This window comes from Streptomyces sp. ISL-10 (genome assembly GCF_018614575.1).
GTDB lineage: Bacteria > Actinomycetota > Actinomycetes > Streptomycetales > Streptomycetaceae > Streptomyces.
Window position 1 is genome coordinate 212,984 of sequence record NZ_JAGGOJ010000011.1, and the last position, 25,573, is coordinate 238,556.

A 25,573-nucleotide genomic window follows, 5' to 3' on the forward strand; every position below is an offset into this window, starting at 1 on the left:
CTACAGGTCCTTGCCGTACCAGATCTCCATGTACGGGCCGGAGCAGTACGCCGGGATCTCCGCGTACCCGTGCCGGAGGTACAGCGCCCGGGCCTGCACCAGGTCCAGGCGGGTGTTGAGCACCATACGGCGCGCGCCGAGCGCGCGGGCCTCGTGCTCCAGCAGGTCCATCAGGAGCCCCGCGCCCTTACGGCCGCGGAAGGCGGGACGTACGAACACGCGGGTCAGCTCGGCCCGTTCCGCGTCCAGCATCAGCACCCCGCCGCAGGCGGCGGGCTCGTCCCCGTACCGGCCGACGACGAACTGGCCCGTGGGCGGGACGAGCCGCTCGGCGTCGTCCCCGGCCAGCCCCTCGTCGATCTCGGCCTCGGTCGCCGCGCGCTTCCAGTAGCTGCCGGCGACATCGCCGTAGTAGGCGCGGCGCAGGGCGTAGGCGTCGTCGGTGTCGACGGCCTCGGGGGCGAGGGTCCACTCGGTCATAGGGACTCTGTATCCCCGGACGGGCCCGTCCCGCCAGCGAATTACGGCGCCGGAGCAGCGCCGACGCCCCCGGCGCTCACGGGCCCGGGCCCGCGGCCGGCGGGTGTCAGACCTTGGGAGCGGCCTGCTGGATCACCTCGAAGGACCACACGGTGGACCCGCTCGCGGCCGGCCTGGGACGCTCGCCGCCCTCGCCACCACCCTGGTGGGCCGCCTTCATGGGGCCCTCCATCCACGCCTGGAACGACTCCTCGTCGCGCCAGCGGGTGTACACGAGGTACTGGTCGGTGCCCTCGACGGGCCGCAGCAGCTCGAACCACTCGAACCCGTCGGACGACTCGACGGCACCGGCGCGGGAGGCGAAGCGCTTCTCAAGGGTCTCGCGCTGCTCGGCGGGGACGGAGAGGACGTTGATCTTCACGATGCTCATGCGCCCATCCTGCCGCACGACACCGATGCCGCCGTGCCGGGCGTGCCCCGGGCCCCGCGGCGCTTGTGCGCGACGCACTCGTCGGGGCTCCACTCCGAGCCCCGTGCCTCGATCGTCGACGGGGCTGCTTGTGGGTGACGCGCTTGTCGGGGCTCCGCCCGCGCCTCCGTGCCGCGCTCGCCCTCGCCGACCCGACGCCACCGCCCGCAGGGCGCCGGGGTGCGAGGGCCGTGCCCGGCACCCGGCGTACGCGCCGACGCCCCGGGCGGGGCGACGCGCGCGAAGCCACGACGCCCGCGCCCGCAGGGCGCCGGGGTGCGGGGGCCGGGGGCGGAGCCTCCGGTTACGGGAACGTCAGCTCACCACCCGCGCCACCAGCAGCCCGTCCCAGCCCTTCGTGCCCACCGTCTGCACCACCGTCGCGTCCAACCGCGGCTCCTCCGACACCAGCCGGTACATCTCGCGCGTCCCGTTGGTCGCCGGGTCGTCGGCCGACGCGTCCACGACCCGGCCGCCGCGGACCACGTTGTCCACCACGATCACGCTCCCCGGGCGCGTCAGGCGCAGTGCCCATTCCACGTACCGCGCGTTGTTGGCCTTGTCGGCGTCGATGAAGACCAGGTCGAACGGGCCCGCGCCCGGTTCCGCCGCCAGGCGGGGCAGCAGGTCCAGGGCCGCGCCCGTCCTGACTTCGGCGACCTTTTCGCAGCCCGCCCGGGCCAGGTTGGCGCGGGCCACGTCCGCGTGGGCCGGGTCGTATTCGATTGAGATCAGCCGACCGTCGGCGGGCAGCGCGCGGGCCAGCCAGATCGTGCTGTAGCCGCCCAGCGTGCCGATCTCCAGCGCAGTGCGCGCGCCCTGGATCCGGGCCAGCAGATGCAGCAGCTTGCCCTGGTTCGGGGCGACGCTGATCGCCGGGAGCCCGGCCGCCTCGCTCGCCGAGAGCGCCGACGTCAGCGCGTCGTCCTCGGGGACGAGAAGGTCGTCGATGTAGTGGTCGACGGCGTTCCACCGGTCCTGCGCATGGTCCTCAGCAGCGTCCTCAGTCATACGGCCACGCTATTTCAGGCGGCCGGCGGCGGCACATGGATCGGCGCAGGAGGCACGATCCGCCTGCGCCGCCGGGCCCGTACCGCCCACAGCGCGGCGGCCGCCGTGGCCGAGCCCAGCGTCAGCACCCACGCCGGTACGCCGCCGAGCGTCAGCAACTCGTCCTCCCACACCACCCGCCGAAAGGGTGTGTCCTCGGCGGTCGCCCGCAGCTCGTGGTCCCCGTCGATCCGGGCCGGGTCGGGAAACTCCTGGTCGAGCACGGTGAGGAAGCGTTCCTTCCCGCCGGTGAGGCGGCCCAGCTCACCTTCGGCGGAAGTCACCTTCCCCGCGTATGTCACCTCCGGCTCGCTGCCGCCGATCGCCGAGCGCGGCTCCATGCGGTGCTCGGCCAGCACGAACAGACCGAGGGACTGGGAGGTCTCCGCCCGCCTGGACAGCCGCATCGGATAGACGAGTTCGTCGCTCGCGAACCGCAGCCGCAGGGGGTTGAGCGTGCCCGTCAGCACCGCGCCCTTCTCGCGCGGCGCGAGTCGTACGGCCACGTACTCCCAGCCCCGCTCGACGTACGGCCGCAGGTCCTCGTCGAGGCCGGCCGGCATCTCGAAGCCGTTCTCGTCCAGCCAGTCGCCGAGCGCGGCCGGGTCGGTTGCCGTCAGCCGGGCGACGTCGAAGTCCCCGAGCCGTTCGCGGCCGACCACGCCCACGCCGCCTCCGGCCGCCGCGTCCGGGGGCGGCGCGCCCGCCCCGTCCACGTCGTCGAACGGCCAGTCACCGCCCCGGGGCCAGAAGTAGTGCCGCTCGCGGTGCTCGGGCGCGGCGATCCGCACCAGCTCGTCGAAGAGCGCGCCGTCGGCGAGCTCCACGGTGGCCCGCCCCGGCACCGGCATGATCCACGCCGCCCGCGGCGTGTCCGACGTGACCGTGAAGCGCATGACGATCTGCTCGGTGCTGCCGTCCCAGTCGACGACCGAGGTCTCCCGGCCCACGGCGATGCGCGCGTTCGGATCGGGCACCATCGCCCCGCAGCCGCAGGCGTGCGCCGGTGCGATCAGTGTCCCCAGCTGGAGCATGAGCAGCGCCGACAGGATGACGAACGTGCGCGCGTGTGCCCCGCGTTCTTGTATGTTCCCCCGCATACCTCCTGTGACGATGTCGGGTGCCTCGGCGGTTCCGGCTGGTCAGAGCCTTCTGGGTGCGGCCGGACAGCAAGAATCTGACAGCAACGGGGTGACAGTCAGGCGAAGAGGGGGTTGCCTGAGTCTCTCCAACGGGGCAGTGCGTCGCCGTAGCGACGCCCAGTGGAGCAGGAGCACAGAGCAGGACCGGGACGACACAACGGTGGGGAGGCGCGGCGCGACGTGGCGAACGCGGAAGGCAGCGTGCCCGGCAGCACGGCGACGGGTTCGAGGGTCGGCGCGGCCAGGGCGGCGCTGTGGCTCGTCGCCGCCGTCCTCGCCGTACGGCAGACGGCGGCGGTGCTGCGGCAGCCGCCCGGCGATCGGCTCACCGACCTGGAGACCTGGATCGGCCCCAGTGGGGTGCTGCACGTGACGGGCGGGCTCTACGACACCGACCGGTTCACCGGCACACCGTTCGCCGGCCTCGTGCTCAAACCGTTCGCCCACTCCGCCGAGCAGAGCCTCGGCATCGCCTGGACCTTCGGCACACTGCTGCTCGTCGTCGCCCTCGGCCTCGTCGTCTCCCGCGCCCTGCCCGTGCCCGTGTCGCGCCGCAGCACCCTGCTCGCCGCCCCCGTCGCCATCAGCCTGCTGATGCTGTCCCTGCCTGTGCGCAACAGCTTCCACCTGGGCCAGACCAGCATCATCCCCGTCCTGCTCGTCCTCCTCGGCTGCTTCACCGCGCGCGGTGAGAGATCGTCCGGCCTGCTCATCGGCTTCGGCGCGGCCCTCCAGCCCACCGTCCTGCTCTTCGCGCCACTGCTGTGGTTCACCGGCCGCCGGCAAGCCGCCGCGAGCGCCACAGGCGCCTTCGCCGCCCTCTCCGTGCTCGCCTGGGCAGCGCTGCCCGGCGACTCGTGGACGTACTGGGTGCACCACGTCGCCGGCGCGGGGCTCGGCGGCCGCCCGGACAGCATGGCCAACCAGTCCTTGCACGGCGCACTGCTCCGCTTCGGTCTCGAGGGCCCGCTGGAGATCGCCCTCTATCTGTTGCTCGCCGCCGCCGTCGCGTTACTAGGCCTGCGCCGTGCCGTTCGCCACGCCCGTGACGGCCAGCTCCTCCTGGCCGTCGCGCTGACCGGCTGCGTCGCCGTCGCCGTCTCCCCGACCGCCTGGCAGCACCAACTGCTGTGGGTGCTCCTCGCCGTCGTCGGCCGGGTCGGCAACCGCGCCGGCGACCGCCTGCTGTGGCCGGTTCTCGTCGTTCTGGTGATGACGCTCCCCGGCACGATGCTCCTGCCCAACATGACGGTGCTGCACCCGATCCGCGACAACGCGCTGCTCATCGCCGCGGTCGCGGCGGCCTGCGCGGTGCCGTTCCTGTCGCTCGAATCGCCGTACTTCCGCCGCCCCGTGCCCACCCGATACGCCCGGCCGGTCCCCGCGCGCCTGCGCCACGTGCCGCTGCTGCCCTTCTGGCGGCGGGTCCTGAGCCGACCGAACCTCCTTCTCGAACTGTTGGTGACACGGGCCGGCTACTCGGTGTACTCGCACATCCGCGCCGCCGCGACCGGCAGCGTGGACGCGGCGGAGTCGCACGCCCGGCAGATCCACTCCGTCGAGAGCGCCCTCGGCATAGACATCGAACACCGGGTCAACCAGGCGGTCGTACGGACGGACTGGGCCGAAGCCTTCTTCGACTTCTACTACACGTCCTTCCACTTCGTGGTCCCGCTGGGCATCCTCGCGGTCCTGTACGTCCGCCGCCCGTCCGACTACCGCTGGGCCCGTTCCTCGCTGGCCTTCGCGACCGTGCTCGCCCTGCTGGGATTCTGGATGTACCCGCTCGCGCCGCCGCGCCTGATGCCGGGCATGGGCTTCATCGACACCGTGCACGGACCGCAGGATCTGGCCCATCCCGACTACGGTGCGATGACGGCCGTCACCAACCAGTACGCGGCCATGCCGTCGCTGCACTTCGGCTGGTCGCTGTGGTGCGGCCTGGTCGTGCTGGTGCTCGCGCCCAGGCTGTGGATGAAGCTCCTCGCGCTCCTGCATCCGCTGTTCACGGTGTGCGCCATCGTCGCCACCGCCAACCACTGGGTGCTGGACGCGGTGGGCGGCGCGGCCGTCGTCGGCGCGGGCTTCGGCCTCACCTATGTCCTCGCCGGACGCCGCGAGCTCCAGATCCCGGCGCATGCGGTGCCCCCCGCACGGGCGGCCGAGACCAAGGAAGTCGCCACCACACGTGCGTGATCCCGGTGGGTGCGGGACAGGTGTGCCGCACCCACCGGGGTGTGGATCGTCGCGTTCAGCCATCGTCCGACACCTCGGCCGGTTCCGCCACTTGAGCGACGGCCGGGGCGACCTCGAACCAGACCGTCTTGCCGCCCTGCCTCCGGCTGTCCACGCCCCACTTGTCGACGACGGCGTCGAGCAGCGCCAGCCCGCGGCCGCCCTCGTCGTCCTCACCTGCGTGCCGCAGGACGGGCAGCCGGTCGACGCCGTCCGACACCTCGACGCGTACGCCGCCGGGATGCCGCATGATCAGCAACGCGCAGTGCCGCCCCGGCACATGCCGCACCACATTGGCCAGCAGCTCGGTGACCGCGAGTTCGACGGAGTCTGCGAGCTCGCGCAGTTTCCACAGCGTCAGGTAACAGCGGACGATCCGCCGGACGTGCCGCGCGGAGTGGGCGCCTGCGGTGAGGCGCATACCGTACTGGGGAATGTCTTCGTTCACGCCACGAGCGTGGCCTGCGACGACTACGCTGGGCTACCGAACGTACGCAACGTGCTTTTCGGTTGCGGCAGTTGAGCAAGGGGGTCCCGCCATGCCCGACGTCCGACACATCAACGCACTCGATCCGAGCGCCTCGCCGCTCGACTACTACGGCTACGAGCTGCGCCGCTACCGCGAGACGGCGGGCCTGACGCAGAAACAGCTCGGCGGAATCGTCAACTACACGGGCTCGCTGGTGGGCCAGGTGGAGACGGCCCGGAAGCTCCCGACGCGTGAGTTCACCGAACGGGTGGATGCCGCGCTCGGGGCGGGGGGCGCGCTCATCCGGCTGCTGCCGCTGGTACTGCGGTACCAGCTGCCGGTGTGGTTCCAGGGATACGCAGAGATCGAAGCCACTGCACGGCAGATTTATGCCTTTCAGCCGCAGCTCGTGCATGGGCTCCTGCAGACGGAGGCCTACGCGCACGCCGTCCTGGGCGTCATGACCACTGCCGGCGTCGAGGAGAAGGCGGCGGCGAGGGTGGCGCGCCAGCGAATCCTGGACCGAGACAGGCCGCCGCTGTTGTGGATCGTGATGAGTGAAGCGGTGCTGTACCAGCGGCTCGGAGGCACGGCGGTCATGCATGCTCAACTGGCCCATCTGTTGACCTACCGGGAGGGCTCACGGGCCAACGTCCAGATCCTGCAGTTCGACGCAGGTGCGTACGCCGGATTCTCCGGGGCGTTCACGGTGTTCCGCTTCCACCGTGACCCGGACATGGCCTACATGGAGGATTACCGGTCCGGTCATTCCTCCATCGACGCGCAGCAGGTCGAGGAGCTGTCCCTCCGTTACGCTCGCCTGCAAGCCGCCGCACTCTCCGTCGAGGACTCGGCTGAACTGATTCGCCACGTGATGGAGGAACGCTATGGGAAGCAAGACGCGGTGGCGTAAGTCGAGTTACAGCGACGACAAGGGGGGCGAGTGCGTCGAGTGCGCGCCCCTCGGCGGCGCCGCCTGGCGCAAGTCCAGCTACAGCGACGACAAGGGCGGCGAGTGCGTCGAATGCGCGCCGCTCACCCACGCCGTCGTCGTGCGCGACTCCAAGGACATCACGCGCCCGGCCCTTCACCTCACCCCCGTCGCGTTCGCCGCGTTCGTCGACTCCTTGCGGTGATGCGGGAGCTCTTCGGGCGCGGGCGACGCCGCCGGGAGCGTGAACTCGCCGAGATCGAGGCGGAGATCACCGCGTTCGGAGTCGCCCTCGATGAGCACCCCTTCGCACCCGGACAGCCCGACGCCACCGATGAGATGCGCGCCGATCTCGAGCGCGCGCTCGACGCGTACGACGAGGCCAAGCGGGCGTTCGTCGGCGACCGGGACCGGGAGGACGCGCTCGATGCGCTGCGGGCGCTGGACGGGGGCGCCACGCGCTCGCGTGTCTGGACGCGAGCCTGGCCGGCCGGCCGCTGCCCCCGAGGCTGCCGCTGTGCTTCTTCGACCGCCGTCACGGGCCGTCCACGGCCGAGGTCCGCTGGGCGCCCGACGACGGCGCGGTGCTGACGATCGCGGTGTGCGCCGCCGACGCCGTACGGCTCGCCGAGCGCCGATCGCCCCGCGCAGGGAGCGGGTCGCCCCCGCGCGCAGGGACCAGGAACCCCGGGTCGCCGAGCGGCATGTGAGTGGCAAAGGCGGGGGCGGCGGCCGCCACACGGTGAGACTGCCGGTCGTACGAAAGCCGGCTGTGCTGGTCTTCCGCACGGCCGAGCCCGCCCATGTGACCCTGCCGCGCCACGCTCCCGGCAAGCGGGAGAGGGGCTACACGCTCACCGGTGGCGAGCGGCCCGTCGAGGCCCGCGTGCCACTCGCGCGGGCCGGGGACCACCAAGTGGTCCGCTTCCAGCTGACGTTCCGGGACCGGGCCCAGGTGGCCTGGGAGGCCCGTACGGAGCTGGTCGACCTGGTGCCCGGGTTCGACGCGTACACGGAGGGACGGGGCTTCGACGTCGTGCGCTACCTCGGGGAGCCGGGGCCGGGGGTGCTGCGGCACCGGGGGCGGGGCGCGTTCCTGCTGCAGGCGCTGGACTGGGACCTGAAGGAGTGGGTGAAGCTCGCCGAGGGCAATGGCGACGGGGACGTCGAGTTGCGTTGGCCCGGGCCGGGTTTCTACCAGGTGCGGGCGCACGGGACGTGGACACTCACGCAGATAGTTCCGGAGCAGTAGCGGATCGGTTATTCCGCGTAATCGCGAGGACGGCGGCCTCCTTCCCTCGACGGGAAGGGGGCCGCACTGTTTGTGATCGCATCAATTCGCCGCGTGAGAAACCGAGTTGACAGAAATTCAAAAAGGGTCGACCCATATTTCGATCAGATTACGACATCCTTAAATGGGACTAGACCACAGTGGCTCAACGCGCGTAACTCCCTTGCGTGCGAGGCAAGTTGACTGATCATCAATTCAAGAGCGTTGATAACAGAACGACTTCGGAAAAGTCGATCCCAATTGTCTGAATTTTCCGCTCTTTTGGTCTGGCAAGCTTTCGCGCACCCATCCCCTGACCAAGGAAGAGGTGCAGTTTGTCCAGACGCAGAAGACTCAAGAAGCCTGCGCGTCGCAAGTCCCGTCGACTCATACTCGGCACGGCCGCGGTCGCCGTCATGGCGGTCATGGCCGGAGTGGCCTACCAGGCGACACAGCCGGGGTCGGACGCAACCCGACCGCTGTCGCTCGCCCAGGGGGAGGCGCTCGCAGCGACCCCGGAGCCGGCCAAGGAGCCGGCTCGCGACAAGGACCCCGAGCCGCTCAAGGAAGTGCCCAAGAGCGAGCCCAAGCGGGGCATGGTCTACGAAGGGCTGAAGCCCGCGCACGAGGGGGATCCGTGCGCGGGTGTGTACCGCACAACCGGCGGTCACTGCACTCATGGCCCTGACGCCCCTCCGAAGGGCGTCGACATCAAGAAGGACACCCCGCCCGCGGTGAAGGCCGCCGCACCCGCGGAGGATCCGACCAAGACGGAGAGCACGAAGCCTTCCGGGGGAGAGCTTCCGCGCACCGCCGCACCCGCACTCGACGGCGCGACCCCGGCCAGTGAGGCGAGCAGCCCTCCCGCTGCCGGGAGTTCCGACTCGCAGACCCCCGCGGCGAACGGGCCCGCCGGGCAGACCGTGCGCTGCGACGGCGACGGCAACAGCGGCAACCGTGTCCAGGTGGTGTACGTGCACGCCCCCGGACGAGACCGGTACGCGCAGTACTTCCCGTCGTTCCGCAAGTGGGCCGCCGACGCGGACCTCATCTACTCGGAAAGCGCCAAGGACACCGGCGGTGTGCGGAACATCCGCTATGTGACGGCCGCCGACTGCACGCCGACCGTGCTCAACATCGAGCTCCCGGCCTCCGCGCTGTCCGAGTTCAGCGCCACGAACCGGGCGCTCGCGGCCAAGGGCCTCGACCGCCGTGACCGCAAGTACATGATCTTCGCGGACACGCAGGTCTATTGCGGCATCGGCAGCTTCGCCGGGGACGAGCGTCCCGGTCAGAACAACCTCAGCAACTTCGGCCCGTCGTACGGCCGTACCGACACCGGTTGCTGGGGCGGACACACCGCGGCGCACGAACTGGGCCACAACCTCGGCGCGGTGAACAACAGCGCACCCAACACCAGCCGCGGTGCGCACTGCACGGACGAGTACGACGTCATGTGTTACTCGGACACCCCGTACTACCCGAAGATGCGTTACGTCTGCCAGGGCCAGGAGTACGAGAACCGTCTGGACTGCAACCACGACGACTACTTCCACACCAACCCCAGGCAGGGCAGCTATCTCGCCACGCACTGGAACATGGCGGACAACCAGTTCCTGATCAAGGGCAACACCAGCGGCCCCAACCCGAACCCCAGTCCGACGCCGACGACCCCGACGCCCAAGCCCACCCCGACGAACGGCTCCGGCACCGGGCCCGCCGTCACCGTCGGACAGATCGGCCCGGACTCGGCAGTCGCGAGCTGGAGCGCGGTCAGCGGTGCGGCCTGGTACCAGATCTTCCTGAACGACCAGGCCATCGGCTGGGTGCAGGGGACCAGCGCCCGTGTCTACAACCTGAAGCCGGGAACGAACTACACCGTCTCCGTCTCGGTGCGTGACTCCTCGGGCCGCGACAGCGGTCGGGGCAAGGCGGCCTCGTTCCGCACCTCGGGCGGTGGTGACGGCGGTGGGACGACCCCCACGCCCAACACCCGCCATCTGCTGACCAACGGCGCGACCGGGAACGCCGCCGAGATCTGGGGCGGCAGGAGCGGCGACGGCACCGTCCTCGTCGGCTCGCAGCGCAACGGATACGCCCAGCAGCAGTGGTACTTCGACAGCGCGGGCAACGGCTACTCCCGTATCCGTTCCGCCGTATCCGGCAAGTGCCTCCAGGTCGGCGGCACCCCCTCCGCCGGCATGTATGTGGCGCAGCAGCCGTGCGCCGACACCGCTGCCCAGCGGTGGAGGATCGCCCAGAGCGGCAACGGTGTGACGGTGACGGCCGGTGACAGCCGCTACGTCCTCGGCGTCAGCAACCGCCCGTACTACGGGTCGTGGCTGATCGAGCTGCAGCACGCGGCGGGCGCGCCGGCCCAGGTGTGGACGGTCCAGAAGGCCGCCTGAGCCTGAGGACCCCGCATCAGTTCCGATGACGGCCGGCGGGCCTGTGGCCCGCCGGCCGTCCCCATTCCACTCCCCACATCTCATCCATGGAGGACATCGTCATGCGCCGAGCCCTCGTCCCGGCCGTCGCCACCGCGTTGGCGGGCGCGGCCCTGTCCCTGACCACCGCCACCGGCGCCCTGGCCCACGGTGACACCCTGAAGGTGGAGATCACCGGACACGACTTCGGTCGCGTGCGGACGACCGTCACCTGGGAGAACGACGACGACCCGGTGGACGAGCGGGTCGCCGCCACGGTGAACGCGGTCAGCGCCGACGGGAGCAGGTCCCTCGGCCCCTGGAAGCTCGTCCGCGACCCCGCCTCGGCGATCGGTTACTCCACCGCGGAGGCGCTGCCCCCCGGGCGCTGGAAGGTCACTGTGGAGGCGGGCCATCCGGGGCTCGGCCGGGACGAGGAGGAGATCACGGTCTCTCCCGGGACCCCTGCCTCGCCCACGGCCGGACCGGGCACGGTACGCCCCACGGCCGGACCCGGCACGGTGCGGCCCACGGCCGGAGAAGGTACGGCACAGCCCGAGTCCGGCACGCCCGCCGAGTCCGCGGGACGCGACGGCAGGGGGCGGACCACCGCGGCTGCCTCCCCTGGCGCAGCCGCCCGTTCCGGTACAGGGGGAACCGGCACCCTCCTGGTGGCAGGGGGAGCCCTGTTGGCATGTGCGGCCGGTGCCGGCGTCGTCTGGCGCATCCGCCGCGCCGGGGCGCGGGGCGCCCGCTGACCTGTGGGCCCCGGCGGGGGACGAGGGCGGGGCGCGGGGGATGCCCCCGTCTCCCATGTCCGGGTACGGCGTGTGCGGCTCAGCCGCCCACGCTGACCCGCAGCTCCTTGATCCCGTTCAGCCATGCCGAGCGCAGCCGGCGCGGGTCGCCGGTCAGACGCAGGTGCGGGAGGACGTCGGCTATGGCGTGGAAGATCAGGTCGATCTCCATCACCGCCAGCGACTTGCCGAGGCAGAAGTGCGGGCCCCCGCCGCCGAAGCCCAGGTGCGGATTGGGGTCGCGGGTGATGTCGAAGCGGTCCGGGGTGTCGAAGACCTCGGGGTCGTTGTTGGCGGAGGAGTAGAACAGGCCGACCCGGTCGCCCTTCTTGATGCGGGCGCCGCCCAGGTCGACGTCCTGGGTCGCCGTGCGCTGGAAGGAGACCACCGGGGTCGCCCAGCGCACGATCTCCTCGGCGGCCGTCGAGGGGCGCTCGCGCTTGTACAGCTCCCACTGGTCCGGGTGGGTCAGGAACGCGTGCATGCCGTGGCTGATCGCGTTGCGCGTCGTCTCGTTCCCGGCCACCGCGAGCAGGATCACGAAGAAGCCGAACTCGTCGGAGGACAGGTTCCCTTCACCCTCGGCGGCGACCAGTCGGCTGACGATGTCCTTCGCCGGGCACTCCTTGCGCGCCGCCGCCAGGTTCATCGCGTACGAGACGATCTCCATGGCCGCCTCGGTGCCGACCTCCTCCGTGATCGCGTACTCGGGGTCGTCGTACGCGGCCATCTTGTTGGACCAGTCGAAGATCTTGGCGCGGTCGGCCTGTGGGGCGCCGATGAGTTCGGCGATGGCCTGGAGCGGCAGCTCGACGGCGATGTTCGTCACGAAGTCGAAGCTGCCGTCGTCGTCGGCGGCGGCGAGCGCGGACTCGACGATCGAGCGGGCCCGGCGGCGCAGCGCGTCCCCCAGTGAGCGCACCGCGCGGGGGGTGAAGCCGCGCTGGACGATCTGGCGGACGCGCGTGTGCTCGGGCGGGTCCATGTTCAGCATGATCAGCTTCTGGACCTCGATCTGGTCACGGCTGATCGACTCGTTGAAGCGGATGACCGCTGTGTTGGTGTTCGACGAGAACAGCTCGGGGTGCGTGGAGACGTGCTTGACGTCCGCGTGCCGGGTGACGACCCAGTACCCCTCGTCGTCGAAGCCGGAGACGCCGGCCGGCTGGGTGCACCACCAGACCGGCGCGGTGCGCCGCAGCTCGGCGAACTCCGGGTGGGGGACACGGGCCTGGAGGAGGTCGGGGTCGGTGAAGTCGAACCCGTCGGGCAGATGGGGGCAGGACATCGGCAGCTCCGCGTTCGGGTGGACGGTCTGACGAGCCATCAGGAGGTGTCCGAAAGGTAGTAACGAGTTCTACAAGTGGCAAGGGTCCTGGAGGTAGCAGTTGCCCGGAAAGTGCCCAGTGGGGACGTGCAGGGCCCTTGCGTACCGGCGGTAATACTCATAAGACTTCAGAGGGAACTAGAACGCGTATCAGTTCGTGAGTTCGGCCCGGAGGGCGCCGGGACGCCCGGAGGCCGCGCGAGGAGAGGACGAGCTCATGGCCGCGGAACCCGTCATCGTCGAAGCCGTACGCACTCCCATCGGCAAGCGGGGAGGACTCCTCGCCAACCTTCACCCGGCCTATCTGCTCGGCGAGACCTACCGCGAACTCCTCGGCCGCACCGGCATCCCCGCCGACTGCGTCGAGCAGATCGTCGGCGGCACGGTCACCCACGCCGGGGAACAGTCCATGAACCCCGCGCGCACCGCCTGGCTGGCCATGGGCCTGCCGTACGAGACGGCCGCGACGACCGTCGACTGCCAGTGCGGCTCCTCGCAGCAGGCGAGCCACATGGTCGCCAACATGATCGCGTCCGGCGTCATCGACATCGGCATCGGCTGCGGCGTGGAGGCCATGTCCCGCGTGCCGCTCGGCAGTGGGTCCAAGCACGGCCCCGGCAAGCCCTTCCCCGACGAGTGGAACGTCGACCTGCCCAACCAGTTCCACGCCGCCGAGCGGATCGCCCGGCGCCGCGGGCTGACCCGTGAGCACGTGGACGCGCTCGGGCTGGTGTCCCAGGAACGGGCGGCGAACGCCTGGAGCGAGGAGCGGTTCAAACGCGAGACGTTCGCCGTGCAGGTGCCCACGACCGAGGAGGAGCAGGCCGCCGGCCAGGGCATGTGGCGGCTCGTCGACCGCGACGAAGGGCTGCGCGACACGTCCATGGAGGCACTGGCCGGGCTGAAACCGGTCATGCCGAACGCCGTGCACACAGCCGGGAACTCCTCGCAGATCTCCGATGGCGCCGCGGCCGTCCTGTGGGCGTCGAAGCGGATGGCGCGGGCCCTGAAACTGAGGCCCCGCGCGCGGATCGTCGCGCAGGCCCTCGTCGGGGCCGACCCGCACTTCCACCTCGACGGCCCGATCGACGCCACACGGGCGGTGCTCGGCAAGGCGGGCATGTCGCTCAGGGACATCGACCTCGTCGAGGTCAACGAGGCGTTCGCGGCCGTTGTGCTGAGCTGGACCCGGGTCTTCGACCAGGACCTGGAGAAGGTGAACGTCAACGGCGGGGGCATCGCGCTCGGCCACCCCGTCGGCGCGACGGGCGCACGGCTGATCAGCACCGCCCTGCACGAACTGGAACGCCAGGACAAGGAGTTCGCCCTGATCACGATGTGTGCGGGCGGCGCGCAGGCGACCGGGACGATCATCCAGCGGCTGTGAGCCCGCGCGCCTTGACCTCAAGCGAGGTTGAGGCAGCAGGCTTGCCGACATGACCACACAGTGGGAGCACCACGACATCAGCACGCTCGTCAGCCGCCTCTTCCGGGCCCTGGACGCCCGGGAGTTCGCGGAGGGATGGGCCGACGGCTACTTCACGGACGACGTGCGGACCACGACCCCGGTCGGTGCCGCCGAAGGCGCCGACGCCGTACGGCACACCGAGGTCGCCATCGGCCGGTTCGCCCGGACCCAGCACATGGCCTCCGACGTCGTGGTCGACGTCGGAGGCGACGGGGATGCGGCGACCGCCTCGTGGAACGCGCTGATGGTGCACATCCACCACGACTCGACCCTGCGGGAGCGCGGTGAAGGGGCGAGTCCCCTGTTCACCGTGGGCGGTGTCCACGACGCGGAACTGCGGCGCACGCCCGGCGGCTGGCGGATCAGCCGCATGGACGTCCGGGCAGTGTGGACCACGGGCGAGCCGCCCGTGCTCAGCGGGTGAGGGGCTGCGGGCCGGGCCATGTGACAGGGCGTGTCCGCGCCCGCAGGCACCCTGTGGAGCCCTGCCGATTCCGTGCGGTGTCTACTCGTCGCCGTCGCACGGGACCGAGGTCCGGTCGGGCACCTCATCCGCCCGGGGCCCCGCCGACCCCTCGAAGGTGACCTGTGCTTCGAACGCCGCCCGGCGCGTGGCCCGGCGCAGCGCCTTGAGCAGCGTCCCGCCGAGCGTGAACGTCAGCACGACCGTGACGACCGCCCGCCCCAGGTCCCAGCCGAGCGACGTCGCCGCGCAGTACGCGAGGAAGCGCACCAGGTTCTCGTGGACCGGGTCGCCGGGGTGGAACGAGATCCCCGACGACAGCCCGCCGATGTACGTCCAGCCCTGCAGATTCATGATCGTGCCGTACGCGAAGGCCGCGAGCGCCCCGTACACGGCGAGCACCAGCAGCTCCGCCCGCCCCCGCAGCCGGTCCGCCCAGGGCAACAGACCCGCGCCCATCGTGAACCAGCCCATGGACAGCATCTGGAACGGCATCCACGGGCCGACACCGCCCGTGAGCAGCGCGGACGCGAACATCGTCACCGCGCCGAGCACGAAACCGAAGCCCGGCCCGAGGACGCGTCCGCTCAGCACCATGAGGAAGAACATGGGCTCCAGACCGGCCGTCCCGGCGCCCAGCGGGCGCAGCGCCGCCCCGGCCGCGGCGAGCACGCCGAGCATCGCCACGGCCTTGGCGTCCATGCCGGTGTCGGCGATCGTCGCCACGACCACCGCCACGAGAAGCGGCAGCAGCGCGGCGAACAGCAAGGGCGCGTCCTGCGCGTGTGCCGTGACGCCGGAGCCGTCGTCCGCGAGGAGCGGCCAGCCGAAGGCGACGACACCGATCGCGCCGACGAGGACCAGCGCGGCCACGGACCGGGGACCGAGGCGCAGCGGGCGTACGCTCATACCGGCGTCTCCTCGGCCAGGGCCGCCTCGACCTGCCGGACGGTCAGCCACTCCTGCGGCGCGAGCACCTTCGCGACCTGCGGGGCGAACGCGGGCGACGACACGACGACCTCCGCGGTCGGGCCGTCCGCGACGACCTCGCCGCCGGCGAGTATCACCACCCGATCAGCGAGCTCGGCCGCCAGCTCCACGTCGTGAGTGGCGAGGACGATCGAGTGCCCATCGGCGGCCAGTTGGCGCAGGACGCCTGCGAGCCGGGCCTTCGCGGCGTAGTCCAGACCGCGGGTCGGCTCGTCGAGCAGGATCAGCGGGGGCCGGGCGGTCAGCACGACCGCCAAAGCGAGGGCGAGACGCTGCCCCTCGGAGAGGTCCCGCGGATGGACCTCGTCCGGGACGTCCGGCAGCAGCTCGCTCACCAGCGCGCGGCAGGAGCCGTGCGCGGCCCGCGCATCGGCGTCGGCGGCGGCACACTCGGCGGCGACGGTGTCCGCGTACAACAGGTCGCGCGGCTCCTGCGGCACCAGCCCGACGTGCCGGATCAGCTCGCGGGGGTGCGTGCGGTGCGGGGTGCGCCCGCCGACGGTGACGGCGCCGGAGGTCGGCTCCACCATGCCGACGAGGGCGCTGAGGAGGGTGGACTTGCCGGCGCCGTTGCGGCCCATGAGCGCAATGGTCTCGCCGGGGTGGATGGAGAGGTCGACGCCGCGGAGGGCGTCTGTGCGGGCGCGGCGGATGGCGAGGGCGTGGGTATGGGCCGTGTCGTTGCCGTCGGCCACGTCGGCCACGTCGGCCACGTCGGCCACGTCGGCCCCGTCGGCTCCGCTGGCGCGGCGGAAGCGGGCGAGGAGGCGGGGGAGGGGGCCGCTGCGCGGGGCGTCTTCCCCACCCCGCCCTCCCCCTGCGTCCTGACGGCCGCGGGAGGTGCTCCCGTCCCGAAACCGGGGCTTCGCCCCGGACCCCGTACCGCCTGAGGAGGGCCTGGCTTCGCCGGGGGGACCCCCACCCACGCCGCCAGGCGCATGGGGAGTTGGAGGCGTGCGGGTCCGGGGGCGGAGCCCCCGGTCGAGCAGGTGCTCGCGCAGCGCCCCGGCACGGCGGCGGGCGTCGCGGATCGTGAGGGGCGGCGGGTTCCAGCCCGCCACGCGGGCCAGCGCGACCACCGGGGGGTGGACCGGGGACACCGCCATCACCGAGGCCGGGTCGCCCGTCACGGGCGCCAGACCCGGGCCCGGCAGCAGCACCACCCGGTCCGCGTACTGCACCACCCGCTCCAGTCGGTGTTCCGCCATCAGTACCGTCGTGCCCAGGTCGTGCACCAGGCGCTGGAGCACCGCCAGCACCTCTTCCGCAGCCGCCGGATCGAGCGCGGACGTCGGTTCGTCGAGGACCAGTACCTTCGGGTGCGTGGTCAGCACCGAGCCGATCGCCACGCGCTGCCGCTGGCCGCCCGACAGCGTCGCGATCGGCCGGTCGCGCAGTTCCGCCAGGCCCAGCAGGTCGAGCGTCTCCTCGACGCGGCGGCGCATCACGTGCGGCGCGAGGCCCAGCGACTCCATGCCGTACGCCAGCTCGTCCTCCACCGTGTCGGTGACGAAGTGCGCCGACGGGTCCTGCCCCACCGTGCCGACGACATCGGCGAGTTCACGCGGCTTGTGCGTACGGGTGTCCCGTCCGTCGACCGTGACCCGGCCCCGCAGTGTGCCCCCGGTGAAGTGCGGGACGAGCCCCGAAACGGCCCCCAGAAGTGTCGACTTGCCGACTCCGGACGGGCCGACCAGCAGGACCAGTTCGCCCTCCGTGACGGTCAGGTCCAGATGTTCCAGCGTCGGTGCGGCGGCATCGCCGTACGTCATCGACACGTCCTCGAAGCGGATCACGGGGTCGTCTCCTCGGTTGCTGTGGGTACGGGCGCGACGAACGCCGGGAGCAGTCCGGTCAGCACCGACAGCGCGGGCCACAGCGGCAGCGACGGCACGGTGGGGGGTACGACACCGGGCTGCAGCGCCTCCGGATCGCCGGCGGCGGCGCGGATCATCAGCACCCCGACGGCGACGCCCGACCCGGCCACCGACCAGGCCCGGGCGCCCCACCGGTCCGGCCGGTAGCGGCTGCGGACCGAGCGCCGGCCGCCGAGCCACAGGCCGCCGGCCGCCGCGAGGAGTCCCGCGGCGAGCAGCGGTACGCCGTACCCGGCGCCCTCGGCCGCGAGCAGCCCGTACGAACCCCCGCACACCCCGAGGAGCCCACCGAGGGTCAGGGCGGTCGTGGCGCGGCGTACCGCGGGCGGGACCTGGGCCGTGCGCCCGTAGCCGCGGGCGTCCATCGAGGCGGCGACGGCGACCGAGCGCTCCAACGCGCCCTCCAGCACCGGCAGTCCGATCTGGGCGACGGCCCTGATGCCCCCGGTGGGGCGCCCGCGCAGACGGCGCGCGGTGCGCAGGCGCAGCACGTCGGCGACCATGTTCGGCGCGAAGGTCATGGCGACGACGACGGCGACACCGGCCTCGTACAGCGCGCCGGGCAGTGACGCCAGCAGGCGGGCCGGGCTCGCGAGGGAGTTCGCGGCGCCGAGGCAGATGAGGAGGGCGGCGAGCCTGGCCCCGTCGTACAGGGCGAACAGCAGCTGTTCCCCCGTCACCCGCCCGCCGATGCGCACGCCGTCGGCCCAGCCGGGCAGCGGGATCTCGGGCAGAGTGAACAGGACGTGCGTGCCCGGGACGGGCGAGCCGAGGACGACGGAGAAGACGATGCGCACGGCCACGACGAAGAGTCCCAGTCTGACGAACGCGCCGTAGGACCGGGCCCAGGGCGCGTCCGTGCGCCGGGCGGCGACGACGTATCCGGCGACGCCGACGAGCAGGCCCAGCAGCAGTGGATTGGTGGTGCGTGAGGCGGCGGTGGCGAGCCCGAGGGCCCACAGCCACCAGGCGCCGGCGGGCAGGGAGTTGCTGCGGCTCGCGACGGGCGCGCGGAGCGCGCGCGACGCCTTGCTCCCGGGGCGACGTCGCTCGCGGGTGCCTGCGGGCGGGGCCGGGGTCGCCGGGGCGGCCACACCCGGGCGTGCGGCGGTCTCGCCGGGGGCTCTGCCCCCGTGCCCCCGCGCCTCGAACGCCGGCGGGGCCGGGGCGGGCGCGTCGTCCCCCGTCATCGTCGGCGACGGCGGGACTGCCACAGCGCTGCCGCGCCCAGGGCCAGGACCGCCGCGATGCCCGCGAACACGCCCACCGACGGGCCGCTGCCGTCGTCCTTGTCCTCGTCCCCGGCCGCGTCGTGCCGCGACGGCGCGGGTTCGTTCGCCGAGACCTGTTCGCCGCAGCCCGACCTGGGGTAGCCGGAGATCGCGCAGAGCAGCGCCTCGCTGTTGTACCGCAACGGCTTCGCCACCTGGGCCAGCGCCTCCGCCGCCGTGGCCTCCTGCGCCAGTTGTGCGCACGCCGTGCGCTGTGCCGGGGGCCGCTCGCCCTGCGCGGCGTCCTCGGGCGTGCCGAAGTCGACGACCAGGGCCACGCGCTTGGCGCCGTCCTTCGCGGGCGTCCGCGCGCAGATCGCCTCGAAGCCGGGCGCGGTGCGTGGCTGTGCCGCATCCCCGCTGTCCTCGCTCACCGAGAATCGGAAGCCGTTCACGGACCCGTCGGCGGGACGCGCCGTGGCCGGGCCCTCGGTGGCGTACGTCCACTTTCCGCCGCTGCTCTGCCAGAACGACCAGTAGCGGTATCCGGCGGCCTGCGCGCTCGCCGTGCCGGCGAGCGCGATGAGGGCGGCGAGACCGATGAGGACGAGGAGGCGGGTGCGCATCAGAGCCGGGTCCTGCGGCCGCTGAAGAGGAACCCGACGCCGATCGCCGCCACGAAGAACACGCCGACGATCCACCAGGTGGCCAGCGAGGACGTGGAGTCGTCCGACTCCTCGTCCTTCTTCTTCTGTGTGGTGGAGAGGTCCGCCGGCGCGGGCACCGGTCCTGTCGCGTTCAGGCCGGCCACGAGGTCCGTGGCGCCGAACCTCTTCGGGTCGGTGCCGGTCGCCTTTGCCGCGAAGATCAACTGGGCGTAGGCGGCGGGGCCGTTCTCCCGGGCCCATGCCGAGGCGTTCTGCTGAAGCCAGGTCAGCGGCTTCTTCGTCTGCTCGTTCATGCCCTGTGCGGACAGCGCGACGACGGCGTCGGCCGTGTTGCCGAAGTCCGGCTCGGGCGCGGTGTCCTCGGCGCCGGGCATGGGCGGCGTGTCGAAGTGGCCGGTCTCGGCGAGCCCCTTCACGAGGTGCACCGCACCGTTGTGCGCCGTGTCCGCGAGGTTCTGGACCGTGGTGCATTCGACGGCCTTGGGGTCCCTCGGGCCGGGGGCGGCCACCATGCCCTTGCCGTTCGCGGCGAGCACCGCGGCGGCCGTGGAGTCGGCGAGGATGCCGGGGGAGTCGGTCTGGTGGACGAACGCGCCGCCGTCCTTGCCGCCGCACGGCCTGGCGAACGTCAGCAGCGCGTCGTAGGGCGTCCTGCCGCTCTTGGAGGACACCTGCGCCGGGTGGTCACCGGCCGCGCGCAGGGCGCCGATGACGACCGACGTGGAGTTGGCGTCGCTCGCCCCGCCCGGGTTGTAGCCCCAGCCGCCGTCCTCGTTCTGCACCGACCTCAGCCAGTCGGTGGTCTTCTTCACCACGGCGTCCCGCCCGCCGAGGCCGGCCAGCGCCTGCACGGCCGCCGCACTCGCGTTGGTGTCCCGCGGCAGCTTCGCGTCGCACGCCTTGGCGGCGTCGGCGCGGTAGGACGGGAAGCCGCCGTCGGCGCACTGCTGTCCGGTCAGGAAGTCGACGGCCTTGTCGGCGGGCCGGACGCCGACGGCGTCCTGGGCGAGCAGCGCCAGCGACTGCCGCCACACGCCGTCGTAGGTGGGGTCGCTCTTGCCGTACAGGCCGGACGGCAGCACGGTCGGCGGCGTCGGTGACGGGGCGGCGACGGCCGGGACGGAAAGGGCGCCGAGCACGGCGGGGGCGAGTAACGCGGCTGCGCCGCGGCGGATCGTGGTCATGGCGAGCTGGTGTGCCTCTCCTGCGGGTATTCCCGGGCGGGGCCGGGCACGGGCACCCACAGGCACCAGGGCTCCGGCTCCGTATTCCTCGACGGTGCCGTCCACCGGCGGGGGTGCCGGTGGCGCGAGCCGGTCACGTCCGTACGGGGCATTCCGACTCGCCACCTGCGGCGGTGGCTCACGGTTGCGGGGTCAGTGCCGGATTCGCAACGGCTTTCCCCCGTACGGGCGATGATGACGACGGCGCCACTCTACCGGCCGGTCACCGGGCCGCCCGGGGGATGCCGGTCACACGGCCTCGTAGCGGGCGGGCGGGCCGCCGGGCACCTCCCTGGCCCGGCCCAGCTTCGCCAGCCGCCGCAGATGGGACTCCGCCTCGGAGACCGCGATGGTGCGCGAGCCGTAGGGGATGTCGGCCCAGGGCCTGTTCCACTCCATCCGCTCCGCGACCTGCCAGGGGGTGAGCGGCCGGGACAGCAGTCGGAGCAACCCGGCGAGCCGCTCCTCGTGGTGGGCGAGCAGCTCCCGGACCCGGTCCGCGGCACCGGTGAAGGCGTGCTGGTGAGCGGGAAGCACCTCGGCGACACCGAGTCGGCCGACGCGTTCGAGGGAGTCGAGATAGTCGCCGAGGGGGTCCCCCCGGTCGAAGACCGGGGGAGGATCGGTGACGGTGTCGTCGTCCGGGTCCTCGTACAGCCCGATGTGCGGGGTGATGCCGGGCAGCAGATGGTCGCCGGAGAAGAGCCGGCCGCGCCCCGGCCGACGGGCCGGGTGCTCCTCCTCCAGGTGCAGGCACACATGGCCGGGGGTGTGGCCGGGCGTCCATATGGCGCGCAGCCGGCGGCCGGCGAGGTCGAGCAGTTCGCCGGGGGCGATCTCGCGGTCGGGCACGGCGGCGCGCAGGCCCGGCAGCCGGCCGCCACCCGCGGCACGCGCGGCGCGCAGCGGTGTCAGATGTTCCTCGGGGGCCCCGGCCCGCTCCAGCTTGTCGGTCAGATAGCCGAGCCACAGGTCCGGTTCGGCTTCGCGGGTGCGGCGGACGACGGCGGTGTCGGCGGCGTGCATCGCGATCCACGCCCCGGACTCCTCGCGGATCCGCCCGGACAGGCCGTGGTGGTCGGGGTGGTGATGGGTGACGACGACGCCGTGGATTTCGGTGGCCGAGGTGCCGCAGGCGTGCAGCCCCTCGGTGAGGGTGCGCCAGGAGGAGGGGTCGTCCCAGCCGGTGTCGATGAGGACCGGCCCCCGGTCGGTGTCGAGGAGATGGACCAGGGTGTGGCCGAGGGGATTGTCGGGAATCGGGACGCGGATGGACCGTACGCCCCCTCCGTGGTCGGTCACTCGCGTCATGGAGCGTCATCTCCCGTCCGCCGCAGGGCCGTTGCCCGCCTACGACTATAACGAGAACCGGTTCTTATGGTTGCTCAGGTCTACCGATTTCGGATGGTGGCCGGTCCGGGAGGGGTCCCGCCGGACCGCGGGGCGCCGGTCCGGGAGGGGGCGCGCCGGCCGGGTCGGTCGGCCAGGCGGGTCGGTCGGCCGGGCGGGCGGCAACGGGATCCTTATGGACGCCGAGCGGTTCTGCGATTCCGGCGCGAGGCGCGTCCGGTGCGAGGGACGGGGCGAGGGGCGGGCTGAGGGACGGGACGTGCGGGCCGTCGGCCGCGCGGAGCACCGTTGCGGAGCGGGCGCGTGGGGCAGGACGCACCGTGCTGTACGGCACGCTTCGGGCTCGTGGGGCAGGACGCGCCGGTGCTGTACGGCACGCTACGGGTGAAGCCGCTGTAAGCGATGCCGGACGCCGGGCCGGACGAGGCGCTGCCGGGCCGGCGTCGCGGCCGGTGGCCCGAGAGGATCCGTGGACTCCTGGAACTGGAACTGGTATCAGTTCTGAAACAGCGTCAGATGATGCCGGCCCAGCGGAGGCAGCGCTCATGACCGAGTTCCAGGAGTACGGACACCTCTTCATCGGCGGCCGGTCGGCCGATCCCATCGGGGACGACACGATCGACGTCGTGTCCCCGCACACCGAGGAGGTCATCGGCCGGGTCCCGCACGCCTCTCGTGCGGACGTCGACCGGGCCGTCGCCGCCGCGCGCCGCGCCTTCGACGAAGGACCCTGGCCACGGATGACGCTCGGCGAACGCATCGAGGTCGTCGGCCGGATCAAGGACGCCATCGTCGTGCGGCACGAGGAGATCGCCCGCTGCATCAGCGCGCAGAACGGCTCCCCCTACTCCTGGAGCGTCCTCGCCCAGGCCCTCGGTGCCGTGATGGTCTGGGACGCCGCGATATCGGTCGCCCGCGGCTTCGCCCATGAGGAGCACCGCGACGGCGTCCTCGGCCCGGTGCTGGTGCGCCGCGAGCCCGTCGGGGTCGTCGCGGCCGTCGTCCCGTGGAACGTCCCGCAGTTCACCGCCGCGGCCAAGCTCGGCCCGGCGCTGCTCGCGGGCTGCACCGCGGTCCTCAAGCCCTCGCCCGAGTCGCCGCTCGACGCGTACATCCTCGGCGAGATCACGCAGGAGGCCGGGCTGCCCGAAGGCGTGCTGTCGATCCTTCCCGCGGACCGCGAGGTCAGCGAGTACCTGGTCGGGCACCCCGGAGTCGACAAGGTCTCCTTCACCGGCTCGGTCCCCGCCGGCCGGCGTGTGATGGAGGTCGCCGCCCGCAACCTCACGCGCGTCACGCTCGAACTGGGCGGCAAGTCGGCGGCCGTGATCCTGCCCGACGCCGACCTGCCGGGCGCGGTCGCCGGGATCGTCCCGGCCGCCTGGATGAACAACGGGCAGGCCTGCGTGGCCCAGACCCGTATCCTCGCGCCGCGCAGCCGGTACGACGAGATCGCCGAGGCCTTCGCCGCCGCGGCCCGCGAACTCGTCGTCGGCGACCCGCTGGACGCGGCCACCCAGGTCGGGCCGCTGGTCGCCGAACGCCAGCGGCGGCGCTCGCTCGACTACATCCGCATCGGCCAGGAGGAGGGCGCCAAGGTCCTCACCGGCGGCGGCCGCCCGGCCCACCTGGACCGCGGCTGGTACGTGGAGCCGACCCTCTTCGGCGGCGTCGACAACTCCATGCGCATCGCCCGCGAGGAGATCTTCGGCCCGGTCATCTGCCTGTTGCCGTACGGGGACGAGGACGAGGCCGCCGCGATCGCGAACGACTCCGAGTACGGGCTCAGCGGCAGCGTGTGGACCGCCGACGTCGAGCACGGCATCGACTTCGCGCGCCGGGTCAGGACGGGCACGTACAACGTCAACACCTTCAGCCTCGACATGCTCGGCCCGTTCGGCGGCTACAAGAACTCGGGGCTGGGGCGGGAGTTCGGGCCCGAGGGCTACGGCGCGTACCTGGAGCACAAGATGATCCACCTGCCCGCGTCGTGGGAAGGGCAGGCCCGTGGGTGACCGCTGGCACGTCGAGGTCGACCGGGGTGTGTGCATCGGCTCGGGCATGTGCGTGGGCCACGCCCCGGACGGCTTCCGGCTGGATGCGGCGCGGCAGTCGCGCCCGCAGGCCGATGTCGCGGACGCCAACGAGAAGATCCTCGCCGCGGCGGAGAACTGCCCCGTCGAGGCGATCATGATCACCCTGCTGGCGAGCGGGGAGCCGGTCTTCCCGCCCGAGGAGTAGGCCCTGTCCGGGCGATTTTCGAGGATCGGCCCGCGGCGTCAGACGGATGGGGTTCCCAGACCCGACGGGATCGCCCGGACGGGGCCTGGCCCCGCGTCCGGATCACCGCCCGCTCCGCCTCCCGGAGTTAGCCTGTGCGAATGCCCGCCCGAACGTCTGTGCCAAACTGTCCCCCTGATCGCGCGGGCAGGGACCCGTGCGTCGGTGTGAAGCGGGGGACTTGTGCGCAAGGCGAGGTGGGTGGCCGCGGCCGCCGGTGTGGTGCTGCTGGTGGCGGGATGCAGCGCCGAGAGCGACGCGAAGGACGACAAGTCCGGGACGCCACGCTCCGGTTCGTCCGCCGCTCCCGCGGAAGCGGGCGGGAGCCTGGACGCCGCCGCGGTAGCCAAGGAGATCGCGGACGCGGCCACGGCGGCAGGCTTCACCGAGGAGCCGTCGGAGGGTCTCCCGCCTTCCCTCAGAAAGTGCGCGGTCTCCTGGCAAGCGGATGTCAAGAAGGCCGCCGACCCGCAGAAGTCCTACGACGCGACGCTGGCGGCCCTGAAGAAGGGCGGCTGGAAGCAGGCTCGGGAACGCAAGGAGAAGGGGTCGGTCATCACGTCCGTGCACAAGAGCGGCTGGACCTTGACGGCGAGCTCCCACGGCCGGGCCGACACGTTCCTGGTGATCACCTTCGGCGCCGGGAACAACAGCGCCGAGTGCGAGAAGGCGATCAACGAGGAGCTGGCGAAGAGCATGAAGTCGTAGGACACCGAACATGAAGCCGTAGGACCGGGCTACGCGCGGCCGCGTCCCCTCGCGGGCGCGGCCGGCTCGGCGGTCGGCGGCGCCGTCAGGTCGATCAGCCGGCACACCGTCTCGATGTCGATCTTCACCTGGGCGATGGACGCCCGCCCCGACAGCCAGGTGATCAGTGCGGAGTGCCACGTGTGCTCGATCACCCGCACCGCCGACAGCTGCTCGGGCGTCGGGTGCTCCAGCCCCATCGCGTCCAGGATGATCGCCGTCGTCTGCCGCGAGACCGTGTCCACCTCCGGGCTCACGCTGCGGTCCGCGAACGTCAGCGCCCGCACCATCGCGTCCGCGAGGTGCGGCTCGCGCTGCAGCGCCCGGAACGCCCGCATCAGGGTCTCCGCCACCCGCTCCGCCGCGCCCTCGCCACCCGGCGGGCGCTTGCGCAGGGTGGTGTGCAGGTGCTCCAGCTGGTCCTGCATCGTCGCGACCAGCAGATGGATCTTGGAGGGGAAGTAGCGGTAGAGCGTGCCGAGCGCGACGCCGGCCGCCTCCGCGACCTCCCGCATCTGCACCGCGTCGAAACCGCCCCTGCCGGCCAGCTGGGCGCTGGCGTGCAGGATGCGACGGCGGCGCGCCTCCTGGCGCTCGGTCAGGGGCGGTGACACAGGCACCGCCTGCTTGGCTTCCGCTGTCATATGTCCCGTTCCATGCACGAGTCCGGATCGCACAGCATGGCAGGGCGCCCGTCGTG

At 72.2% G+C, this 25,573-nt stretch carries 25 protein-coding genes and 1 riboswitch; of the genes, 12 read left to right on the top strand and 13 right to left on the bottom strand.

What is annotated here, in order from left to right; genetic code table 11:
- The 4 genes from J7E88_RS13605 to J7E88_RS13620 all read right to left on the bottom strand — a co-directional run bounded on the left by J7E88_RS13605 (position 1) and on the right by J7E88_RS13620 (position 3,099).
- Positions 1–480, bottom strand: coding sequence for a GNAT family N-acetyltransferase (locus tag J7E88_RS13605; RefSeq protein WP_215180574.1), 480 nt, complete (start codon positions 478–480; stop codon positions 1–3).
- A gap of 106 nt (positions 481–586) precedes the next feature.
- Positions 587–910: an antibiotic biosynthesis monooxygenase gene (locus J7E88_RS13610; protein WP_215180576.1), complete on the bottom strand. Its 324-nt coding sequence runs from the start codon at positions 908–910 to the stop codon at positions 587–589.
- A 354-nt stretch (positions 911–1,264) separates the two neighbouring features.
- Positions 1,265–1,960 (bottom strand): O-methyltransferase, encoded by a 696-nt coding sequence (locus J7E88_RS13615; protein ID WP_215180578.1) that lies wholly within the window; start codon positions 1,958–1,960, stop codon positions 1,265–1,267.
- 14 nt (positions 1,961–1,974) lie between these two features.
- Entirely contained in the window at positions 1,975–3,099 is a 1,125-nt protein-coding gene (locus J7E88_RS13620; protein ID WP_215180580.1) for a DUF2330 domain-containing protein, read from the bottom strand.
- A gap of 222 nt (positions 3,100–3,321) precedes the next feature.
- On the opposite strand from J7E88_RS13620, the gene J7E88_RS13625 reads away from it, so the two are divergent.
- Positions 3,322–5,337, top strand: coding sequence for a bifunctional glycosyltransferase 87/phosphatase PAP2 family protein (locus J7E88_RS13625; protein WP_215180582.1), 2,016 nt, complete (start codon positions 3,322–3,324; stop codon positions 5,335–5,337).
- Between the two features lie 55 nt (positions 5,338–5,392).
- Here J7E88_RS13625 and J7E88_RS13630 read toward each other — a convergent pair whose 3' ends face one another.
- A complete protein-coding gene (locus J7E88_RS13630; RefSeq protein WP_308307492.1) occupies positions 5,393–5,824 on the bottom strand; it encodes an ATP-binding protein in 432 nt (143 codons plus the stop codon).
- 91 nt (positions 5,825–5,915) lie between these two features.
- Between J7E88_RS13630 and J7E88_RS13635 the strand changes: the two genes are divergently transcribed.
- The 6 genes from J7E88_RS13635 (at position 5,916) to J7E88_RS13660 (ending at position 11,230) form a co-directional block, all read left to right on the top strand.
- The gene (locus tag J7E88_RS13635; RefSeq protein ID WP_215180584.1) at positions 5,916–6,758 is read left to right on the top strand and encodes a helix-turn-helix transcriptional regulator; all 843 of its coding nucleotides are present in this window, start codon (positions 5,916–5,918) and stop codon (positions 6,756–6,758) included.
- The gene (locus J7E88_RS13640) at positions 6,733–6,981 is read left to right on the top strand and encodes a DUF397 domain-containing protein (RefSeq protein ID WP_215180586.1); all 249 of its coding nucleotides are present in this window, start codon (positions 6,733–6,735) and stop codon (positions 6,979–6,981) included. The genes J7E88_RS13635 and J7E88_RS13640 overlap by 26 nt, the downstream gene beginning before the upstream one ends.
- The gene (locus J7E88_RS13645; RefSeq protein WP_215180588.1) at positions 6,981–7,367 is read left to right on the top strand and encodes a hypothetical protein; all 387 of its coding nucleotides are present in this window, start codon (positions 6,981–6,983) and stop codon (positions 7,365–7,367) included. The genes J7E88_RS13640 and J7E88_RS13645 overlap by 1 nt, the downstream gene beginning before the upstream one ends.
- A gap of 10 nt (positions 7,368–7,377) precedes the next feature.
- A complete protein-coding gene (locus J7E88_RS13650) occupies positions 7,378–8,028 on the top strand; it encodes a hypothetical protein (protein WP_215180590.1) in 651 nt (216 codons plus the stop codon).
- A gap of 353 nt (positions 8,029–8,381) precedes the next feature.
- Positions 8,382–10,454 (top strand): RICIN domain-containing protein, encoded by a 2,073-nt coding sequence (locus J7E88_RS13655; protein ID WP_251022563.1) that lies wholly within the window; start codon positions 8,382–8,384, stop codon positions 10,452–10,454.
- An 86-nt stretch (positions 10,455–10,540) separates the two neighbouring features.
- Positions 10,541–11,230, top strand: coding sequence for a hypothetical protein (locus J7E88_RS13660; RefSeq protein WP_215180592.1), 690 nt, complete (start codon positions 10,541–10,543; stop codon positions 11,228–11,230).
- Between the two features lie 79 nt (positions 11,231–11,309).
- Here the strand turns inward: J7E88_RS13660 and J7E88_RS13665 are convergent, their stop codons facing one another.
- The gene (locus J7E88_RS13665; RefSeq protein WP_215181496.1) at positions 11,310–12,557 is read right to left on the bottom strand and encodes a cytochrome P450; all 1,248 of its coding nucleotides are present in this window, start codon (positions 12,555–12,557) and stop codon (positions 11,310–11,312) included.
- 256 nt (positions 12,558–12,813) lie between these two features.
- On the opposite strand from J7E88_RS13665, the gene J7E88_RS13670 reads away from it, so the two are divergent.
- Positions 12,814–13,983, top strand: coding sequence for a steroid 3-ketoacyl-CoA thiolase (locus tag J7E88_RS13670; RefSeq protein WP_215180594.1), 1,170 nt, complete (start codon positions 12,814–12,816; stop codon positions 13,981–13,983).
- 49 nt (positions 13,984–14,032) lie between these two features.
- On the top strand, positions 14,033–14,488 hold the full coding sequence (locus J7E88_RS13675) for a nuclear transport factor 2 family protein (protein ID WP_215180596.1): 456 nt from the start codon (positions 14,033–14,035) through the stop codon (positions 14,486–14,488).
- 81 nt (positions 14,489–14,569) lie between these two features.
- Here J7E88_RS13675 and J7E88_RS13680 read toward each other — a convergent pair whose 3' ends face one another.
- The 6 genes from J7E88_RS13680 to J7E88_RS13705 form a co-directional block, all read right to left on the bottom strand.
- Complete coding sequence (locus J7E88_RS13680) at positions 14,570–15,436, bottom strand: ECF transporter S component (RefSeq protein ID WP_215180598.1); 867 nt, start codon at positions 15,434–15,436, stop codon at positions 14,570–14,572.
- Positions 15,433–17,313, bottom strand: coding sequence for an ABC transporter ATP-binding protein (locus J7E88_RS13685; protein ID WP_215180600.1), 1,881 nt, complete (start codon positions 17,311–17,313; stop codon positions 15,433–15,435). Before J7E88_RS13685 ends, J7E88_RS13680 begins: the two co-directional genes overlap by 4 nt.
- A complete protein-coding gene (locus J7E88_RS13690) occupies positions 17,310–18,584 on the bottom strand; it encodes an energy-coupling factor transporter transmembrane protein EcfT (protein WP_251022639.1) in 1,275 nt (424 codons plus the stop codon). The genes J7E88_RS13685 and J7E88_RS13690 overlap by 4 nt, the downstream gene beginning before the upstream one ends.
- Positions 18,581–19,231: an SCO2322 family protein gene (locus J7E88_RS13695; RefSeq protein WP_215180602.1), complete on the bottom strand. Its 651-nt coding sequence runs from the start codon at positions 19,229–19,231 to the stop codon at positions 18,581–18,583. Before J7E88_RS13695 ends, J7E88_RS13690 begins: the two co-directional genes overlap by 4 nt.
- Entirely contained in the window at positions 19,231–20,457 is a 1,227-nt protein-coding gene (locus tag J7E88_RS13700; protein ID WP_215180604.1) for a prenyltransferase/squalene oxidase repeat-containing protein, read from the bottom strand. The genes J7E88_RS13695 and J7E88_RS13700 overlap by 1 nt, the downstream gene beginning before the upstream one ends.
- 146 nt (positions 20,458–20,603) lie before the next feature.
- A riboswitch (cobalamin riboswitch) is annotated at positions 20,604–20,677 on the bottom strand.
- Between the two features lie 68 nt (positions 20,678–20,745).
- Positions 20,746–21,807, bottom strand: a complete 1,062-nt coding sequence (locus J7E88_RS13705) for an MBL fold metallo-hydrolase (protein ID WP_215180605.1) — start codon at positions 21,805–21,807, stop codon at positions 20,746–20,748.
- A 584-nt stretch (positions 21,808–22,391) separates the two neighbouring features.
- On the opposite strand from J7E88_RS13705, the gene J7E88_RS13710 reads away from it, so the two are divergent.
- From J7E88_RS13710 to J7E88_RS13720, 3 genes are all read left to right on the top strand, one after another.
- Positions 22,392–23,861: an aldehyde dehydrogenase gene (locus J7E88_RS13710; RefSeq protein ID WP_215180607.1), complete on the top strand. Its 1,470-nt coding sequence runs from the start codon at positions 22,392–22,394 to the stop codon at positions 23,859–23,861.
- A complete protein-coding gene (locus J7E88_RS13715) occupies positions 23,854–24,087 on the top strand; it encodes a ferredoxin (protein ID WP_215180609.1) in 234 nt (77 codons plus the stop codon). The genes J7E88_RS13710 and J7E88_RS13715 overlap by 8 nt, the downstream gene beginning before the upstream one ends.
- 240 nt (positions 24,088–24,327) lie before the next feature.
- Entirely contained in the window at positions 24,328–24,834 is a 507-nt protein-coding gene (locus tag J7E88_RS13720) for a hypothetical protein (protein WP_308307493.1), read from the top strand.
- A gap of 29 nt (positions 24,835–24,863) precedes the next feature.
- Here J7E88_RS13720 and J7E88_RS13725 read toward each other — a convergent pair whose 3' ends face one another.
- Positions 24,864–25,517, bottom strand: coding sequence for a TetR family transcriptional regulator (locus tag J7E88_RS13725; RefSeq protein ID WP_215180612.1), 654 nt, complete (start codon positions 25,515–25,517; stop codon positions 24,864–24,866).
- Positions 25,518–25,573 lie beyond the last annotated feature (56 nt).

Excerpts from the sequence above, each read along its gene's own strand:
- J7E88_RS13675 (WP_215180596.1), top strand. The coding sequence starts at position 14,033 with ATGACCACACAGTGGGAGCACCACGACATCAGCACGCTCGTCAGCCGC.
- J7E88_RS13640 (WP_215180586.1), top strand. The coding sequence starts at position 6,733 with ATGGGAAGCAAGACGCGGTGGCGTAAGTCGAGTTACAGCGACGACAAG.
- J7E88_RS13660 (WP_215180592.1), top strand. The coding sequence starts at position 10,541 with ATGGAGGACATCGTCATGCGCCGAGCCCTCGTCCCGGCCGTCGCCACC.
- J7E88_RS13615 (WP_215180578.1), bottom strand. The coding sequence starts at position 1,960 with ATGACTGAGGACGCTGCTGAGGACCATGCGCAGGACCGGTGGAACGCC.
- J7E88_RS13670 (WP_215180594.1), top strand. The coding sequence starts at position 12,814 with ATGGCCGCGGAACCCGTCATCGTCGAAGCCGTACGCACTCCCATCGGC.
- J7E88_RS13645 (WP_215180588.1), top strand. The coding sequence starts at position 6,981 with ATGCGGGAGCTCTTCGGGCGCGGGCGACGCCGCCGGGAGCGTGAACTC.
- J7E88_RS13620 (WP_215180580.1), bottom strand. The coding sequence starts at position 3,099 with ATGCGGGGGAACATACAAGAACGCGGGGCACACGCGCGCACGTTCGTC.
- J7E88_RS13680 (WP_215180598.1), bottom strand. The coding sequence starts at position 15,436 with ATGAGCGTACGCCCGCTGCGCCTCGGTCCCCGGTCCGTGGCCGCGCTG.
- J7E88_RS13610 (WP_215180576.1), bottom strand. The coding sequence starts at position 910 with ATGAGCATCGTGAAGATCAACGTCCTCTCCGTCCCCGCCGAGCAGCGC.
- J7E88_RS13700 (WP_215180604.1), bottom strand. The coding sequence starts at position 20,457 with ATGACCACGATCCGCCGCGGCGCAGCCGCGTTACTCGCCCCCGCCGTG.
- J7E88_RS13605 (WP_215180574.1), bottom strand. The coding sequence starts at position 480 with ATGACCGAGTGGACCCTCGCCCCCGAGGCCGTCGACACCGACGACGCC.
- J7E88_RS13725 (WP_215180612.1), bottom strand. The coding sequence starts at position 25,517 with ATGACAGCGGAAGCCAAGCAGGCGGTGCCTGTGTCACCGCCCCTGACC.
- J7E88_RS13710 (WP_215180607.1), top strand. The coding sequence starts at position 22,392 with ATGACCGAGTTCCAGGAGTACGGACACCTCTTCATCGGCGGCCGGTCG.
- J7E88_RS13705 (WP_215180605.1), bottom strand. The coding sequence starts at position 21,807 with ATGACGCGAGTGACCGACCACGGAGGGGGCGTACGGTCCATCCGCGTC.
- J7E88_RS13690 (WP_251022639.1), bottom strand. The coding sequence starts at position 18,584 with ATGACGGGGGACGACGCGCCCGCCCCGGCCCCGCCGGCGTTCGAGGCG.
- J7E88_RS13665 (WP_215181496.1), bottom strand. The coding sequence starts at position 12,557 with ATGTCCTGCCCCCATCTGCCCGACGGGTTCGACTTCACCGACCCCGAC.
- J7E88_RS13695 (WP_215180602.1), bottom strand. The coding sequence starts at position 19,231 with ATGCGCACCCGCCTCCTCGTCCTCATCGGTCTCGCCGCCCTCATCGCG.
- J7E88_RS13635 (WP_215180584.1), top strand. The coding sequence starts at position 5,916 with ATGCCCGACGTCCGACACATCAACGCACTCGATCCGAGCGCCTCGCCG.